This is a genomic window from Roseovarius sp. MMSF_3359 (assembly GCF_030733385.1).
Lineage (GTDB): Bacteria > Pseudomonadota > Alphaproteobacteria > Rhodobacterales > Rhodobacteraceae > Roseovarius.
In genome coordinates, this window is record NZ_JASHJC010000014.1 from 1 (window position 1) to 14,584 (window position 14,584).

General features: G+C 61.9%; 14 protein-coding genes. 11 read left to right on the plus strand and 3 right to left on the minus strand.

Features of this window, described 5'->3' with window-relative positions; all coding sequences use genetic code 11:
- Positions 1-372 precede the first annotated feature (372 nt).
- Genes RBB29_RS17675 through RBB29_RS17690 form a run of 4 tightly spaced genes read left to right on the plus strand, consistent with a single transcriptional unit; the run spans position 373 to position 4,814 of the window.
- Positions 373-1,185 carry a TIGR00282 family metallophosphoesterase gene (locus RBB29_RS17675; protein WP_306115653.1) on the plus strand — a complete coding sequence of 271 codons (813 nt, stop codon included), beginning with the start codon at positions 373-375 and terminating at the stop codon, positions 1,183-1,185.
- On the plus strand, positions 1,182-2,129 hold the full coding sequence (locus RBB29_RS17680) for a DMT family transporter (protein WP_306115654.1): 948 nt from the start codon (positions 1,182-1,184) through the stop codon (positions 2,127-2,129). The genes RBB29_RS17675 and RBB29_RS17680 overlap by 4 nt, the downstream gene beginning before the upstream one ends.
- Positions 2,129-3,907 carry an SLC13 family permease gene (locus tag RBB29_RS17685; RefSeq protein WP_306115773.1) on the plus strand — a complete coding sequence of 593 codons (1,779 nt, stop codon included), beginning with the start codon at positions 2,129-2,131 and terminating at the stop codon, positions 3,905-3,907. The genes RBB29_RS17680 and RBB29_RS17685 overlap by 1 nt, the downstream gene beginning before the upstream one ends.
- A gap of 1 nt (position 3,908) precedes the next feature.
- Complete coding sequence (locus tag RBB29_RS17690; protein WP_306115655.1) at positions 3,909-4,814, plus strand: DMT family transporter; 906 nt, start codon at positions 3,909-3,911, stop codon at positions 4,812-4,814.
- A 79-nt stretch (positions 4,815-4,893) separates the two neighbouring features.
- Here the strand turns inward: RBB29_RS17690 and RBB29_RS17695 are convergent, their stop codons facing one another.
- On the minus strand, positions 4,894-5,796 hold the full coding sequence (locus tag RBB29_RS17695; RefSeq protein WP_306115656.1) for a LysR family transcriptional regulator: 903 nt from the start codon (positions 5,794-5,796) through the stop codon (positions 4,894-4,896).
- A 93-nt stretch (positions 5,797-5,889) separates the two neighbouring features.
- Between RBB29_RS17695 and RBB29_RS17700 the strand changes: the two genes are divergently transcribed.
- From RBB29_RS17700 to RBB29_RS17730, 7 genes are all read left to right on the plus strand, one after another.
- Entirely contained in the window at positions 5,890-6,408 is a 519-nt protein-coding gene (locus tag RBB29_RS17700) for a flavin reductase family protein (protein WP_306115657.1), read from the plus strand.
- 18 nt (positions 6,409-6,426) lie between these two features.
- Positions 6,427-7,887: a 4-hydroxyphenylacetate 3-hydroxylase family protein gene (locus tag RBB29_RS17705; protein ID WP_306115658.1), complete on the plus strand. Its 1,461-nt coding sequence runs from the start codon at positions 6,427-6,429 to the stop codon at positions 7,885-7,887.
- A gap of 90 nt (positions 7,888-7,977) precedes the next feature.
- Entirely contained in the window at positions 7,978-9,120 is a 1,143-nt protein-coding gene (locus RBB29_RS17710; protein ID WP_306115659.1) for an aromatic ring-hydroxylating dioxygenase subunit alpha, read from the plus strand.
- A 10-nt stretch (positions 9,121-9,130) separates the two neighbouring features.
- Entirely contained in the window at positions 9,131-9,544 is a 414-nt protein-coding gene (locus tag RBB29_RS17715; RefSeq protein WP_306115660.1) for a RidA family protein, read from the plus strand.
- 6 nt (positions 9,545-9,550) lie between these two features.
- Positions 9,551-10,708, plus strand: a complete 1,158-nt coding sequence (locus RBB29_RS17720; protein ID WP_306115661.1) for an aromatic ring-hydroxylating dioxygenase subunit alpha — start codon at positions 9,551-9,553, stop codon at positions 10,706-10,708.
- Positions 10,705-11,382, plus strand: a complete 678-nt coding sequence (locus RBB29_RS17725) for a DUF1028 domain-containing protein (protein ID WP_306115662.1) — start codon at positions 10,705-10,707, stop codon at positions 11,380-11,382. Before RBB29_RS17720 ends, RBB29_RS17725 begins: the two co-directional genes overlap by 4 nt.
- A gap of 76 nt (positions 11,383-11,458) precedes the next feature.
- Positions 11,459-11,959 (plus strand): hypothetical protein, encoded by a 501-nt coding sequence (locus RBB29_RS17730; RefSeq protein ID WP_306115663.1) that lies wholly within the window; start codon positions 11,459-11,461, stop codon positions 11,957-11,959.
- 281 nt (positions 11,960-12,240) lie between these two features.
- Here the strand turns inward: RBB29_RS17730 and argE are convergent, their stop codons facing one another.
- Positions 12,241-13,395 (minus strand): acetylornithine deacetylase, encoded by a 1,155-nt coding sequence (argE, locus tag RBB29_RS17735; protein WP_306115664.1) that lies wholly within the window; start codon positions 13,393-13,395, stop codon positions 12,241-12,243.
- Between the two features lie 230 nt (positions 13,396-13,625).
- Positions 13,626-14,408 carry a hypothetical protein gene (locus RBB29_RS17740; protein WP_306115665.1) on the minus strand — a complete coding sequence of 261 codons (783 nt, stop codon included), beginning with the start codon at positions 14,406-14,408 and terminating at the stop codon, positions 13,626-13,628.
- Positions 14,409-14,584 lie beyond the last annotated feature (176 nt).

The window sequence follows — 14,584 nt, forward strand, 5'->3', positions numbered from 1 at the left end:
CCCCCTTCCGCCAGGGGGCGCTGCTCTGTCATTTCCGATGGGGGCGGCTAGCTGCGCCGCGTGAGAGGCCTCAGGGGGGGCAAGGCGTAGCAGAAGGCATTGACTTGCTCCCCTCCAGGACACGGATGAGATCCGGGCGCTGTTGCAGCAGCGCCGATCATGAGGTGGCAGTCAGCAAGTTCGGCCTCTGCCCGCGATAAGCCAGAGGATTTCCGGTGCTTTTCGTCACGTGCATTTTGTTGACATCGCAGAGAGCTGGCAGGTATGCCGCCACGTTACCCCAGATATTCCCAATGCGGGTTTCAACGGGCTCGTCACCGCGGGCACGCCGCGCCGCTTGCCCTTCATCGCGCCAGCGCCTAACAGGGACGTATGAAGATATTGTTTTTAGGCGATGTTATGGGCCGCAGCGGTCGCAAGGCCGTGGTCGACATGCTGCCGCGTCTGCGGGACGAGTGGCGGCTCGATTTCGTTGTGGTCAATGGCGAAAACGCGACCGGCGGGATGGGGCTGAGCGGGGCGCATGCCAAGGTGCTTCTTGACGCCGGGGCCGATTGCCTGACCCTTGGCGATCATGCCTTTGACCAGAAAGACATGCTGCAATTCATCGAAAACGAGCCGCGTATCCTGCGGCCGCTGAACTATGCCAAGGGCGCGCCGGGCCGGGGCCATCGGGTTTTCCAGGACCGGCGGGGGCGCAAGGTCCTCGTGGCGCAGGCTCTGGGGCAGGTCTTCATGAAACGCGCCTTTGACGACCCGTTTTCCGCCATGGATCAGGTGTTGCGCGCGCACCCATTGGGCGGGGCGGTGCAGGCGGCGCTCGTCGATATCCATTGCGAGGCCACAAGCGAGAAGATGGGCATGGGCCATTTCTGCGACGGGCGCGCCAGCGTGGTGGTTGGCACCCACACCCATGTGCCCACCGGTGATGCGCAAATCCTGCCAGGCGGCACCGCGTTTCAGTCCGATGCGGGGATGTGCGGCGATTACAACAGCGTGATCGGCATGGAAAAATCTGAACCGATGCGCCGGTTTGTGACCGGCATGCCCAAGGGGCGTTTCACCCCTGCGCTGGAGGAGGCGACATTGTCTGGCCTCCTGATCGAGACCGATGACAAGACCGGCAAGGCAATGGCCCTGCGCATGATCCGGCAGGGCGGCCGGTTGGAGCAGGCAGGACCGTGACGGCCACCCCCTCCCTCTACCTGTTGCTCCTGCTGATGGGGGCCGGATGGGGCCTGTCGGTGCCGCTCTCGAAGATCGCGGTCAGCACCGGTCATCAGCCGCTTGGGCTGATCTTCTGGCAGCTTTTCGTCGTCGTGGCGGTTCTGGGCGCGATCTGCGCGGTGCGGGGCAAACCCCTGCGCATGGGGCGGCCCTATTGGCGGCTCTTGATCATGGTGGCGCTGACCGGTGCGGTGCTGCCCGATATCTTCTTCTACCTTTCGGCGGCGCGCCTTCCAGGCGGGGTGATGTCGATCATCATCTCGAGCGTGCCGATGTTCTCCTTGCCGATCGCGCTGGCGTTGGGAAACGAAGATTTTGCATGGCGCCGCGTGGCAGGGCTTATGGTGGGGCTTTCCGGCATCCTCCTGCTGATGGGGCCGGAGGCGAGCCTGCCCGAACGCGCCATGGCGTTCTTTATCCCCGTGGCGCTGCTGGCCCCGCTGCTTTACGCGACCGAGGGGAACCTAGTGGCCCGGTGGGGCACCCAAGGGCTCGACTCGGTGCAGGTCATCCTGGGGGCGTCGATCTTCGGCATGGTTTTCACCCTGCCTCTGGCCATCCTCAGCGGGCAGTGGATCAATCCGCTGGAGACTTTCGGGGTGCCTGAACTGGCGCTTGTTGGCGCGGCGATCCTGCATGCGCTGACCTATGCGGGCTATGTCTGGATGGTCGGACGGGCCGGGTCTGTCTTTTCGGCGCAGACCAGCTATCTCGTGACCGGGTTTGGCGTGATCTGGTCGATCCTGCTTCTTGGCGAGCGCTATTCCGGCTTTGTTTGGGCCGCATTGGCGCTGATGCTGATGGGGATGTTTCTCGTACAACCCCGGCGCAGCATCCTGCTTGCCCCCGGCGCGACCTTGGAGGAAGGTGGGGACAGCTCGCAAAAGGACCCGCCCGGTTGATCCAGTACCTCGACATATCGCAGACCCAACAGGGCCTTCTGGCGCTGTCGGTCGTGGCGCTCATGTTCCTCCTTTTCGTACGCGAATCCTATCCGACCGAGGTCGTGGCCATCACCGGTGCCGCACTTCTCCTGGCCATGGGGCTTCTGCCCTATGATGCCGCGCTGGCGGTGCTGTCGAACCCGGCGCCCTGGACCATTGCGGCCATGTTCATTGTCATGGGGGCGCTCGTGCGGACGGGGGCGCTGGATGCGTTTACCTCGATCGCCGACCGGCAGGCGCGCGTGAACCCCAAGATCGCGATCCTGATGTTGATGATCTTCGTGGTGATCTCGTCGGCATTCGTGTCGAACACGCCGGTGGTCGTGGTCATGATCCCGGTCTTCGTGCAACTGGCCCGCTCGCTTGGTGTTCCCGCGTCCAAACTCCTCATCCCGCTCAGTTATGCGGCGATCCTGGGCGGGACGCTCACATTGATCGGCACCTCCACCAACCTCTTGGTCGATGGTGTGGCGCGCGCGCAGGGGATGGCGGCGTTTTCGATTTTCGAAGTGACGCCGCTTGGTCTGGCACTTGTGGCCTGGGGGGCGATCTACCTGCGCTTCATCGGGCCATTCCTGTTGCCTGCGCGGGACAGCATGGCAGATATGCTCTCGGACCGCTCCAAGATGAAGTTCTTCACCGAAGCGGTGATCCCGCCGGACTCGAACCTCATCGGGCGCGAGGTCACGGGTGTGCAGCTTTTCAAACGCGACGGCGTCCGTTTGATCGACGTGATCCGGGGCGATCTGTCGCTGCGGCGCAACCTCAAGGGGGTCGAGTTGCAGGTGGGCGACCGGGTGGTTCTCCGCACGCAGATGACCGAGCTTCTGAGCCTGCAGCGTGACAAGAGCCTCAAGCGCGTGGATCAGGTCTCGGCGGTCGAGACCACCACGGTCGAGGTGCTGATCACGCCGGGCTGCAAGATGGTCGGTCGCTCGCTCGGCGCGCTGCGACTGCGGCGGCGGTTCGGTGTCTACCCGCTGGCGGTGCATCGCCGGAACCAGAATATCGGGCGGCAGCTTGACGATCTGATCGTGCGGGTGGGGGATACGCTCCTGCTCGAAGGCTCGCCCGAGGATATTCAGCGCCTCTCGCGCGAAATGGACATGGTCGATGTCTCGCACCCCTCGGCGCGCGCCTACCGCCGGGGTCACGCGCCCATTGCCATTGCGGCACTCGTAGGCCTTGTCACTCTGGCAGCCCTTGGCGTGGCGCCGATCTTTTTCCTGGCCGTGCTGGCCGTCGCGGTCATTTTCCTGACCCGCTGCATCGATGCGGATGAGGCGTTTTCCTTCATTGATGGCCGCCTCCTGGCGCTGATCTTCTCGATGCTGGCGGTGGGCGCGGCGCTTGAGGCGTCGGGCGCGGTCAAGCTGATCGTCGAGGCGATTGCCCCGGGGCTTGCTATGTTGCCGGGTTTCCTGATCGTCTGGGCGATTTACCTGCTGACCTCGATCTTGACGGAACTCGTCTCCAACAACGCCGTGGCCGTGGTGGTCACGCCCATTGCCATCGGTTTGGCCGACGCCATGGGGATCGACGCGCGGCCTCTGGTCGTTGCCGTTATGGTCGCGGCCAGCGCCAGTTTTGCCACGCCCATCGGCTACCAGACGAATACGCTTGTCTACGGGCCCGGCGGCTATCGCTTCACCGATTTCATGCGCGTGGGCATCCCCCTGAACCTCAGTGTGGGGATGTTGGCGAGCTTTCTTATCCCGATGATCTGGCCGCTTTGACATGACCGGCATACGCCCCTCGCGCCCTGGCTGGGGCGTCTTCTGGATGGTGGTGACCGGTGCGCAATTTGTGGGCGTCACGGTTCTGGTCAAGACGCTCGGCACCCGCATCCCGGCCCCCGAAGCCGCGTTCCTGCGCTATGTGCTGGGGCTGGTCTTTTTCATTCCGATCCTGGGGACGCTTCTCCGGCAACGGTATGACCGCAAGCTCTGGCTGATGTTCACGGCGCGCGGCGTGGCGCATACCGGGGCGGTGGCGCTGTGGTTCTATGCGATGGCGCGGATCCCGATCGCGGATGTGACGGCGATGAACTACCTCTCGCCGATCTATGTGACCATCGGCGCGGCGCTCTTCCTGGGCGAGCGGTTGGCCCTGCGACGGGTCTTGGCAATCCTGGCCGCGCTGATCGGCACGCTCATCATCCTGCGCCCGGGGTTCCGTGAGATCGGCAGCGGGCATCTGGCGATGCTCTTCGTGGCGATCTGTTTCGGGGCGTCCTACCTTCTGGCCAAGCTGATGACAAACCGGGTCAGCCCGGCAATCGTGGTGGCGATGCTGTCGATCATCGTGACCATTGGCCTCGCGCCCTTGGCTGCGATGAACTGGGTCACGCCGACCCTGACAGAGACGCTGATCCTCTTTGGCGTGGCCTGTCTCGCCACTGGCGGGCATTACACGATGACGCTGGCCTTTGCCGCTGCGCCGTTGGCGGTCACGCAACCGGTCAGCTTTCTGCAACTGGTCTGGGCGGTGCTGGTGGGGGCGCTTTTCTTCAACGAAAGGGTGGATGTCTTTGTCGTGCTGGGTGGGACGCTGATCGTGGGCGCGGTGAGCTTCATCAGTTGGCGCGAGATGGTGCTCAAACGCAAGGCGGTCACGCCGAACCCGTCGGCAACGAAAGTCTAGGGCGTTCTCGTCTTCGGCGGTGTCGTTCCGCATTCCGGGTGGCGGTGCCATCGCCGGGGATCGCGCCGGTCCGCCACGCTCAGCCGCGTTGCATGACCCGTGCCGCGACGGCCTCGAAGCTCTTCATCAACTGTGTTGGACGCAGCGTGGCCAGGCGGGCCAGGACGACCTCGCTTGATGGGACCTCGTCGCTGAGAGGGCGGATGGCCAGGGTCCGGCCATCATAGGTCCGGTCGCCATCGGGGCGTGTCACGAGCAGCGAATAGCCAAGGCCGCATCCCACCATACCGCGCACCAGCTCGATCGAGGGGGAGGAATGGGCAATCACCGGCTCCAGCCCGACATCGCGAAAGAGCCCCAGAAAGTAATCGTGGCTTGGCGCCACTTCGAGCAGGATCAGCGGCTCGGCTTCGAGGTCGGCCAGCGCCACCGATTCCTGCCGGGCCAGCGGGTGATCCGCCGCCAGGGCCACATAGGGTTTGCGCTGCGCCAGCAGGACGGTGTGCAGATCGTCCGGCAAGTCGATGTTGTAGAGCAATGCCAGGTCCAGCAATCCGTCCTCCAGCGCGGCGATGATCTGGTCCTGCGGCCCCTCGCGCAGATGCAGCTTGAGGCCCGGATGTTCGGTGCTCAGCTCGTGGATCAGGTTGGGCAGGACTGTCGGTGCCAACGTGCTGAAACTGCCCAATCGCAGTTCCCCGACCACGCTGCTGCCGGTCTCGATCGCTTGCCGTTCAAGATCGCTGGCATGGGCCAGAAGGCTGCGCGCGGAATGCAGTACTTTTTCCGCAGCCCCCGTGGCCGTCACCCCGCGCGACGCGTGGCGCAGTAGCAGTTGCACGCCAAGCTGTTCCTCGAGCTTGGTGATCGCGACCGAGATCGTCGGCTGCGACACGTTCAGGCGTTCGGCGGCACCGGCGACGGACCGGCATTCAATGCAAGCCACGAGGTATTCAAGTTGGCGAAGGGTGAATCGGTGCATGATTATTAGTATAAATCTATAGATAACCTTGAAACAATGAATTTTGATAAATTGTCGCGCCGATATATGGTGGGATCAACGGAGGACAGGACAATGACAGCGGCCTTTCGAATGCCCACACCCCACCATGAAAACCCCGAGCGATTTATCGCGGCGATGGCCGGTGCGGCCACCCAGGTGTCGGTCGTCACCACCGATGGCCCCGCAGGCCGGTTCGGCGTGACGGTCAGCGCGTTTTCGTCCGTTTCGGCGGAGCCGCCGCTGGTCCTGGTCTGTATCAACCGCCGCAGCCCCGCGATCCAGGCGATCGAGGCCAATGATGCGTTTTGTGTCAATCTGTTGGGCGACGATCAGGCGGATATCGCAAACTGCTTTGCCGGGCGGCCCGGTGCCTTGGCGCCATATGATTTTACCGGTTGCACTTGGGAGAGTGCCACAACCGGTGCGCCCGCTCTCTCTGGTGCCATTGCCAATTTCGACTGCCGGGTCGAGACATCTTACGACGCGGGCACGCACCGCATTTTCATCGGGCGGGTGGTCGAGGCGCTCAGCCGCGATGCCGCCCCCTTGGCCTTTTCCAAGCGCGCCTACCAGGCGCTGCGCCCCCTATAACCTGACAGGAACCCGAACATGATCCGTACCGGAGACGAATACCGCGCATCCCTCAACGACGGCCGCCAGATCTGGATCAACGGCGAACGTGTGGATGACCCCTGCAACCATCCGCAGTTCAAGCCCGTGATCGACGTGCGTGCGCGCATCTATGACATGCAGCACGACGCCAAGACGCAGGAGGCGATGACCTACGAGGAGCAGGGCGAACGTTTCGCCATCGGTCTGCGCCTGCCTTATGAGCAGCAGGATTGGCAGGACAAGCGCGATGCGGTTGATCTGGTGATGAACGATGTCGGTGGCGTGGTCACGCGGGTGGGCGACGAGACCATTGGCGAGATGTGGTCGCTCTGGGACGGCAAGGATATCCTGAACGAGATCGACCCGCGTTTTGCGACGAATATCGAACGCCACATTCACCAGTGCATCAAGGACGACCCGTTCCACGTCTCGGCCAATACGGACCCGAAAGGCGACCGGTCCAAAGCGCCGCAGGATCAGGACCCCGATATGCTGGTGCATGTGGTGCGCGAGACCGACGAGGGGATCATCATCCGCGGTGCCAAATACGAGACCGCCGCCGCCTATTCCAACCAGGCCTTCCTCAAGCCGACCATTGCCAATTGGGGCAATGACAAGCTCAGCGATTATGCGCTCGGCTGCATCGTCAAGATGAACGCGCCGGGGGTGAAACATATCTGCCGCACCGGGTTTGCGGGACGCGCGCCCGAGGCGGATTATCCGCTGTCGAACCGGGTGGATGAGATCGACACGCTGATGATCCTCGATGATGTGCTGATCCCGTGGGAGGATGTGCTGTTCTATCAACACACCCGCGCGGCGAGCTTCATCCGTACGACGCTACACCGCTATTCGGCCTTCCCCTTTGTGCAACGCACGCTCAGCTATGCGGACCTCATCATCGGCGCGGCGCTCTGGAACGTGAAACAAACCGGGCTCGACAAGCAGCAGGCCGTGCAGGAGAAACTGAGCGAACTGGCCGTCTGGCGCGAAGGCATCGACGCCTTCCTGACCGCTTCCATCGCCATGGCCGAGAAAAGCCCCAACGGCCTTCTGATGCCGAACCAGTCGATGCTGATGTCGGGCCGGGTACATGCGCTGACCAACCTGCCGCGGATGATGCACATGGCCCGCGAGCTTTGCGGCGGGCAGATCTGCGTCACACCCGATGCGGCGACCTTTGCGGCACCCGAAACGAAGCCGTGGCTCGACAAGTTCTACTCGATCAATGACGAATGGGTGGCCGATGATCGCCGTAAACTGCTGGGTCTGGCGCGCGATTTGCTGAATTCGGACTATGCCGGGCATCGCCTGACTTTCCAGCTCTTTGCACAGTCGCCGCCCTTCGCGCAACTTGCCGCCGTCTATCGCAATTTCGACTGGCAGGGACCGCTGGAATTCGCGCATAAAGCCGCGGGGTTGTCGGACAATGTCTGGGGCAAGGGAACCCGGCATTGAAGCAAACATCCGCGCCCCGGGCTTGACCCGGGGCCTTTTGGTCAACGTGGAGGTCCCGGGTCAGGCCCGGGACGGGGAGCAAAGAAAGACATGACCCGGCACGATACGTCACTCTCACCGATGGCAGAGCTGGCCGAGAATGTAAGCCAACCGTTCGAGCGCGCCCGCGCCATGCCGAAATCGGTCTATACCAGCGAGACCTTCCTAGAGGCCGAGTTGGCGCAGGTGTTCAAGCAGGATTGGTTCTGCGTCACCCGTGCCGATGCGCTCGCGAACCCGGGAGATTACACGACGCTGGATCTGGCCGGGCAGCCAATCATGGTCATTCGTGACCGCGGCGGACAATTGCGCGCCCAGTCCAATGTCTGCCTGCATCGCATGTCTACCTTGCTTGAAGGGTCGGGCAACACGCGCGCCATCGTCTGCCCGTATCATGCCTGGACCTATAATCTCGATGGCCGTTTGCGCGGGGCGCCCGCGATGACGCTGAACGAGAGCTTCTGCAAGGATAGCTATGCGCTGCCGCAGGTGCGTTGCGAAGAATGGCTTGGCTGGGTCATGGTCACTCTGAACCCCGATGCCCCGCCCGTCGCAGAGCAGCTTTCCGGTGTCGAGGCGTTGATCGGCGATTTCGGGATGGAGCATTATTCGCAGACCTTTTTCGAAACGCATCGCTGGGACACGAACTGGAAAGTCCTCGCCGAAAATTTCATGGAAAGCTACCACCTGCCGGTTTGCCATGCGGGCACCATCGGGGGGCTTTCCAAGCTCGAAGAAATGGTCTGCCCGCCCGGCGAGCCCGCGTTCAACTATCACTGGATCTACAAGGAAGAGCATTTCAAGCTCGCCAATGCGCACCCGACCAATACGCGCCTCAAGGGTGACCGGCGGCGCATGACCTTCCTGCTGGCGATCTATCCCAGCCTGCTCATCACGCTCACGCCCGGGTATTTTTGGTATCTCAGTCTGCACCCGCATGGGGTAGGGCAGGTCGATATCCGTTTCGGCGGCGGCATGTCGCCCGAGTTCGTCAACGACCCCGAAGCGCAGAGCCATTTCGAAGCGGTCAAGACGCTCCTGGATGATGTGAATGTCGAGGATCGCGGCTGCACCGAAAAGGTCTATCGCGGTCTTTGCTCGGACGTGGCCGCGCCGGGGCATCTGAGCCACCTGGAGCGGCCCAACTACGATTTTGCCTGTTATCTCAACGACCGGATCAACCCGGCTAACTAGGACCACGCCCATGATGCACAAGCGCATTCGCCCGTTCAACACCAAGGAAACCTACCCGGAGCAGAACCTCGATAATGACCTTTCCCAAGGCGTCGTGGCCCGCGGCACGATGGTGTTCCTGCGCGGGCAGGTGAGCCAGGATCTTGATACCCGCGAAAGCCTGCACACCGGCGATGCGGCCAAGCAAACCGCCAAGACAATGGAAAACATCCAGATGCTGCTGGAAGAGGCCGGCACCACGATGGAGGCCGTCTGCCGGATCGTCGTCTACCTGACCGATATCCGTTATCGCGAGGCGGTCTATCAGGAGATGGGCAAATGGCTGAAGGGCGTGCACCCGTGCTCGACCGGGCTGGTCGTGCCGGCGCTGGCCCGCCCGGAATGGGTGGTCGAGATCGAAGTCACCGCCGTGATCCCGGACTAAGCGGCCATGAGTGCGCCCGAGCTTCTCCGCCAACTGGCCACGACGGCGGATGGACCGCTGGAACGTGCGGTCAGCGCCGATCCCCGGCTTTACTGGGATGAGGATATTGCCGCGCTGGAAGAGGATGCGATTTTCCGGCGCGATTGGGTCTGTCCCGGTCTGGCCGCGGAAATTCCCAATCCAGGCGATTACCTGACTTTCACCATTGCAGGCGATCCGATCTTTTGCATTCGCGACAAAGCCGGTGAGATCAAGAGTTTCTCGAATGTCTGCCGGCACCGGATGATGCAGCTTCTCGAAGGGACCGGCTGCACCAGCCGCATCGTCTGCCCCTATCACGCCTGGACCTATGCGCTGGACGGGCGTCTGATCGGCGCGGGTCATATGGAACGGACCGAAGGGTTTGACAAGAAATCCGTCTGCCTGCCGGAAATCCGAACGGAAATCTGGAATGGCTGGATCTATGTCACGCTGAACCCTGACGCGACGCCGGTGGCCGAGGCCTTGGCGCCGCTGCACGAGGTTGTGTCGCGCTACGCGATGGAAAACTACGTGCCCGTTGTGCAGGAAGAGCATGTCTGGACCACCAACTGGAAGCTGCTGACCGAGAATTTCATGGAAGGCTATCACCTGCCGGTGGCGCACAAAGCCACGGTCGGCGCGTGGTTTCCGGTGGAAAAGACCATCTTTCCCGAAGAGGTCTATGACGCCTTCACCTACCAGACTTTCATGAAGACCGGGAACGCCACCTATGGGCAGGCCCATCCCGACAACACCCGGCTTGAGGGCGATTGGCGCAATACATCGGTCCTGCCGACCGTGTTTCCGACCCATATGTATGTGCTGGCACCCGATCACCTCTGGTATCTCAGCTTGCGCCCGCGCGGTGTCGGGCAGGTCGATGTGCGTTTCGGCGTGGCCATCGCGCCGGAGGTTGACGCCATGCTTGGTTTTGCCGATGAGCGCACCGCGTGGATCGAGGAGCTCATCACGTTTTTCGAGCATGTGAACACCGAGGACCGGCAGGTTGTCGAGGGCATCTATGCCGGATCACGCTCGGCCCAGGCCGCACCTGGCCCGCTGAGCTGGCTCGAACGCGAAATCCATGACTTTCAGAAATACCTGTCGCGCCGCTTGGGCGACGGGGCAGGAGGCACATCATGACCTTTTCCATCGCCGGGCGTTGCGCCCGGACCGGGCAGTTCGGCGTGGCGATTACCACCTCGTCGATCTCCGTGGGCTCGCGTTGTCCCCATGCGCGTCCGGGCGTGGGCGCAGTTGCCACACAGAACATCACCGATCCGCATCTGGCGACGCTGGTGCTGGACGCGATGGAAGGCGGCCAGAGCGCGGCGGAGGCGATCGCAAAGGTCACGAAGGACCGTGAGAACATCGACTATCGTCAACTGACCGCGGTTGATGCAAACGGCACCACCGCGCATTTCACCGGGGCGCATATCCTCGGCACCAATGCGATCAGCGAGGATGTAGATTGCGTCGCCGCCGGGAACCTCTTGTCCTCGACCGCGGTCGCCAAGGGGATAAGTGATGGTTTCATGGCGGACCCCACCGCGCATCTGGCCGAAAGGCTGCTCCGGGGGCTTGAAGGCGGTCTGGCTGCCGGGGGCGAGGAAGGCCCGGTACATTCCGCCGCACTGATCGTGGCGGACAAGATGCCGTTTTATCTCGTCGATCTGCGGGTGGACTGGGAGGACGACAACCCGATCCGCAAATTGCGCAGTCTCTGGGAGGCCTACGAGCCGCAGATGAATGATTACCTGAACCGCGCGATCGACCCGTCGGTCGCGCCCAGCTATGGCGTGGCGGGCGATCCCTGACCAATATCGGCTTTAAGTCCTTATCTACCTTCGCTCTGACCCCGCATCATGCTAATCTAAGGCAATGACTAGAGTGATGGTGATAGGAAACGCCGGGGGCGGAAAATCGACGATGTGTAGCGCGATATGCGCCGCGTATGATCTTCCGTACTATGCAATCGATAAAATTCAATGGAAGCCCGATTGGGTTCAGACGCCTGAGACCGAATTCCAAAAGCAGCACGACGAGTTGCTGGCAAACGACCGATGGTTGATCGACGGTTACGGCTCAATGAACTCGGTTCAAGATCGCCTAAACGCCTGCGATACAGTGATATTCGTCGATCATCCGATCCATATTCACTTTTGGTGGGCAGCCAAAAGACAGTTCAAGTCCTTGTTTGTCGGACGCCCAGATGGTCCTGAGGGTTGTCCGATGTGGCGGGCCACAATACCTCTTTATAAGATGATATGGTGGTTGCACAGGAAAGCGCGACCACAACTCCTTGAAGCGATCTACAACCGTTCAGATCGCATCAGAATCATCCACATCAAATCACCCGCCGAATTGAATTCGTTTGCGGCAACGCCAGTCTGAGCGGTCGGCAGCTTTGTCCGCAAAGCAGACGAAGAAGGAGCGCCCAATCCGCGCGGAGTCAAGGAGCGAAGCGACGCCGCGCGATCGCCAGACCGCCCCCTGGGCTGGCGATTGGCTGACGCTGGCGCGACGTATTGGGCATTTGCAGACTTGGCTGGGATAAAGTGCTTCCCACTGCCGGTTGGTCGCCATCCCGCGGTCTGGCGTTCGCGCGGTTTGTGCTGAGATATCCGACGGCGGCTCTGTCCCGCATTATGAAATTGGCTATGTGAGAGAGGGCGCTACAATCCCGCTTCCAGCCGGTCCAGCAGTACGTCCAGCATCGCGTCGCAGCGTTCGATCTGGTTGATCTCGACATATTCATCGGGTTTGTGACCCTGCATCATCGACCCCGGGCCGCAGACGACCGTGGGAATGTCGAGATCCTGTGAAAAAAGTCCGCCTTCTGTGCCAAAGGCCACCTTGTTGGTGGCATTCACGCCGGTGAGCGATTGCACGAACTGCACCACATCGGCGGTGCGGCTGGTGTCCAGGCCGGGGTAGGAGAAATTGACCTCGAACGCGAAGGCGGCTTCGGGGGCGTGAGCGCGCGCGGCGGCGACGATGGCATCGGCGCGGGCACGAATGTCGGACAGGATGGCCTGCGGGTCGTCCTGCGCCACGTTACGGATTTCGAAATCCACTTCACAGAGGTTCGGCACGATGTTGAGTGCAACACCCCCGGCCATCTTGGCCGCGTGGACGGTGGTGTAGGGGACGTCGTAGTCACCGTCCTGCGCACCGTGTTCGCGCAGCTCGGCCTGAACATCGCGCAGGACACCGACCAGGTCACACCCAAGATGCAGCGCATTCATTGCAAGTGGGGCCAGCGCGGAGTGTCCCTCGCGTCCGGTGCAGCGGGCTTTCAGCGCCACTTTGCCCTTGTGGCCGGTCGCAACGGAAAGGCTGGTGGGTTCGCCCACAATGCACATGGCGGGGCGCACGGGCGCTTCCCGAAGGAGGTCGATCATCGACCGCACCCCCTGGCAGCCGATCTCCTCATCATAGGAAAACGCCAGATGAAGCGGCGACTTCAACTCGCGTTTCGCGGCCTTGAGGCCCGCGGCCAGCGCACAGGCGACAAAGCCCTTCATATCCGTGGTGCCGCGCCCGTAATATCGCCCGTCGGTCACGGTCAGCTCGAACGGCGGTTTGGTCCAATCCTGCCCCTCCACTGGCACCACATCCGTATGGCCCGAGAGCATGACACCGCCGTGATCGCCCGGCCCGATTGTCGCGAGCAGGTTGGCCTTGGTGCTAGCATCATTGGGGATCAGCGTGGCGGTCACCCCGACCTCGGCCAGAAGACCCTTGATGTAGTCCATCAGGTCCATGTTCGGATTGCGGCTGACCGTATCGAAGGCGATCAGGCGGTCAAGGATCTCGGGTGTCTTCATCTTCGGGGGTCCTGAACGGTTGTGAAAAGGCGCAAGCGCCCTCCGATCAGTAGCGCAAACCAGCCATGCGCCGAAACCCAAATTTGGCGGTACTCGTCAGATCGGTGACGCAAAGGGGTGGGGGGACAATCTTGGTGATGCCGATGGTCAGGAAATCAAAGCGCCTTTGTCCACCGAATGCAAAAACAGCACCCGAAAGGGTGCTGCCTTGATCCCGTTGCGGGGGTGTTTCAGGCTTGGCGACGGAGGCGCGCGATGCCGCCGGACAGGCCGAGCATGCCAATGGCCGCCGGCAACAGAAGCGCCGAGGCAGGCAGCGGCACAACCGCCGTGTTCCCATCATCAATGAGGGCCGGCGCCGGCGGATCGTTTTCGGTCAGTACCAGTTTGAACGAACCGTTGTAACGGCGGCAGCGTTTGACCGACCTGTCGCAATTCTGTTCGACAGCGCGGAACCGGGTAAAGAGACCCAGCAGGTCGCGGTTCCAGTTGTTTGCGCCAACGCCGAACTGCGTCGCAACCTTGCGTCGTTTTCTTCCGTCCCATTTGCGACCCATCAGCGACAGGTCAAAACTTGCAAGCTCACCGTTTAGCGAAGTCATCGTGCCGGACGTCATCTTGAAATACGACCAATCGCTGGTCGAAGCGCGTGAACGGTTGTGGCGGACGCCCGGGTTCTTGGTCCGCTGGTAGTTGATCGTCACCTCGTAGCCCTGACCCGCCGCGTTGCGCAGAATACCGGTCAGTGACGCCTTGTTCCCGTCCATTTTGAAGGTTCCGGCACCGGCGGCGGAATTCTCGAAGTAGAAATTGTTGTGGTAACGACCCTTCGCACCTCTCAGGCGGTTCCGGAAACCCCGGAGCCGCTTGTTGAAAATCGCGGAATTGGCCTTGTTCCCGGTCTTGCCATAGAAGCTGGTCGCCGAGTAGGTCGCAGCGGATGCGGGTTCGGCCGTCAGACCCGTGATGCCAAGGGCGGTCGCGGCCACGAGCAAAGCAGTGCGAATAAACATGTTAGGACCCCACACGTTATGAGTGTATTTTTCCCCTGTGCGACCTTGGCGGGGGCAGGGGCGCGGAGTCAATGAAGAATTTGGTTAAATATCCTTTAACGCTGCAAAATTTGCGGCGAATGGCGCTGTTTTGACAACATTTGAGACAAATCGGCTTGTTTGTTCAATAGACGGAA

Bases quoted from the DNA above. Each gene is read 5' to 3' on its own strand.
- RBB29_RS17675 (WP_306115653.1), top strand. From the start codon at position 373: ATGAAGATATTGTTTTTAGGCGATGTTATGGGCCGCAGCGGTCGCAAG.
- RBB29_RS17690 (WP_306115655.1), top strand. From the start codon at position 3,909: ATGACCGGCATACGCCCCTCGCGCCCTGGCTGGGGCGTCTTCTGGATG.
- RBB29_RS17695 (WP_306115656.1), bottom strand. From the start codon at position 5,796: ATGCACCGATTCACCCTTCGCCAACTTGAATACCTCGTGGCTTGCATT.
- RBB29_RS17700 (WP_306115657.1), top strand. From the start codon at position 5,890: ATGACAGCGGCCTTTCGAATGCCCACACCCCACCATGAAAACCCCGAG.
- RBB29_RS17705 (WP_306115658.1), top strand. From the start codon at position 6,427: ATGATCCGTACCGGAGACGAATACCGCGCATCCCTCAACGACGGCCGC.
- RBB29_RS17710 (WP_306115659.1), top strand. From the start codon at position 7,978: ATGACCCGGCACGATACGTCACTCTCACCGATGGCAGAGCTGGCCGAG.
- RBB29_RS17715 (WP_306115660.1), top strand. From the start codon at position 9,131: ATGATGCACAAGCGCATTCGCCCGTTCAACACCAAGGAAACCTACCCG.
- RBB29_RS17720 (WP_306115661.1), top strand. From the start codon at position 9,551: ATGAGTGCGCCCGAGCTTCTCCGCCAACTGGCCACGACGGCGGATGGA.
- RBB29_RS17725 (WP_306115662.1), top strand. From the start codon at position 10,705: ATGACCTTTTCCATCGCCGGGCGTTGCGCCCGGACCGGGCAGTTCGGC.
- RBB29_RS17730 (WP_306115663.1), top strand. From the start codon at position 11,459: ATGGTGATAGGAAACGCCGGGGGCGGAAAATCGACGATGTGTAGCGCG.
- argE (WP_306115664.1), bottom strand. From the start codon at position 13,395: ATGAAGACACCCGAGATCCTTGACCGCCTGATCGCCTTCGATACGGTC.
- RBB29_RS17740 (WP_306115665.1), bottom strand. From the start codon at position 14,408: ATGTTTATTCGCACTGCTTTGCTCGTGGCCGCGACCGCCCTTGGCATC.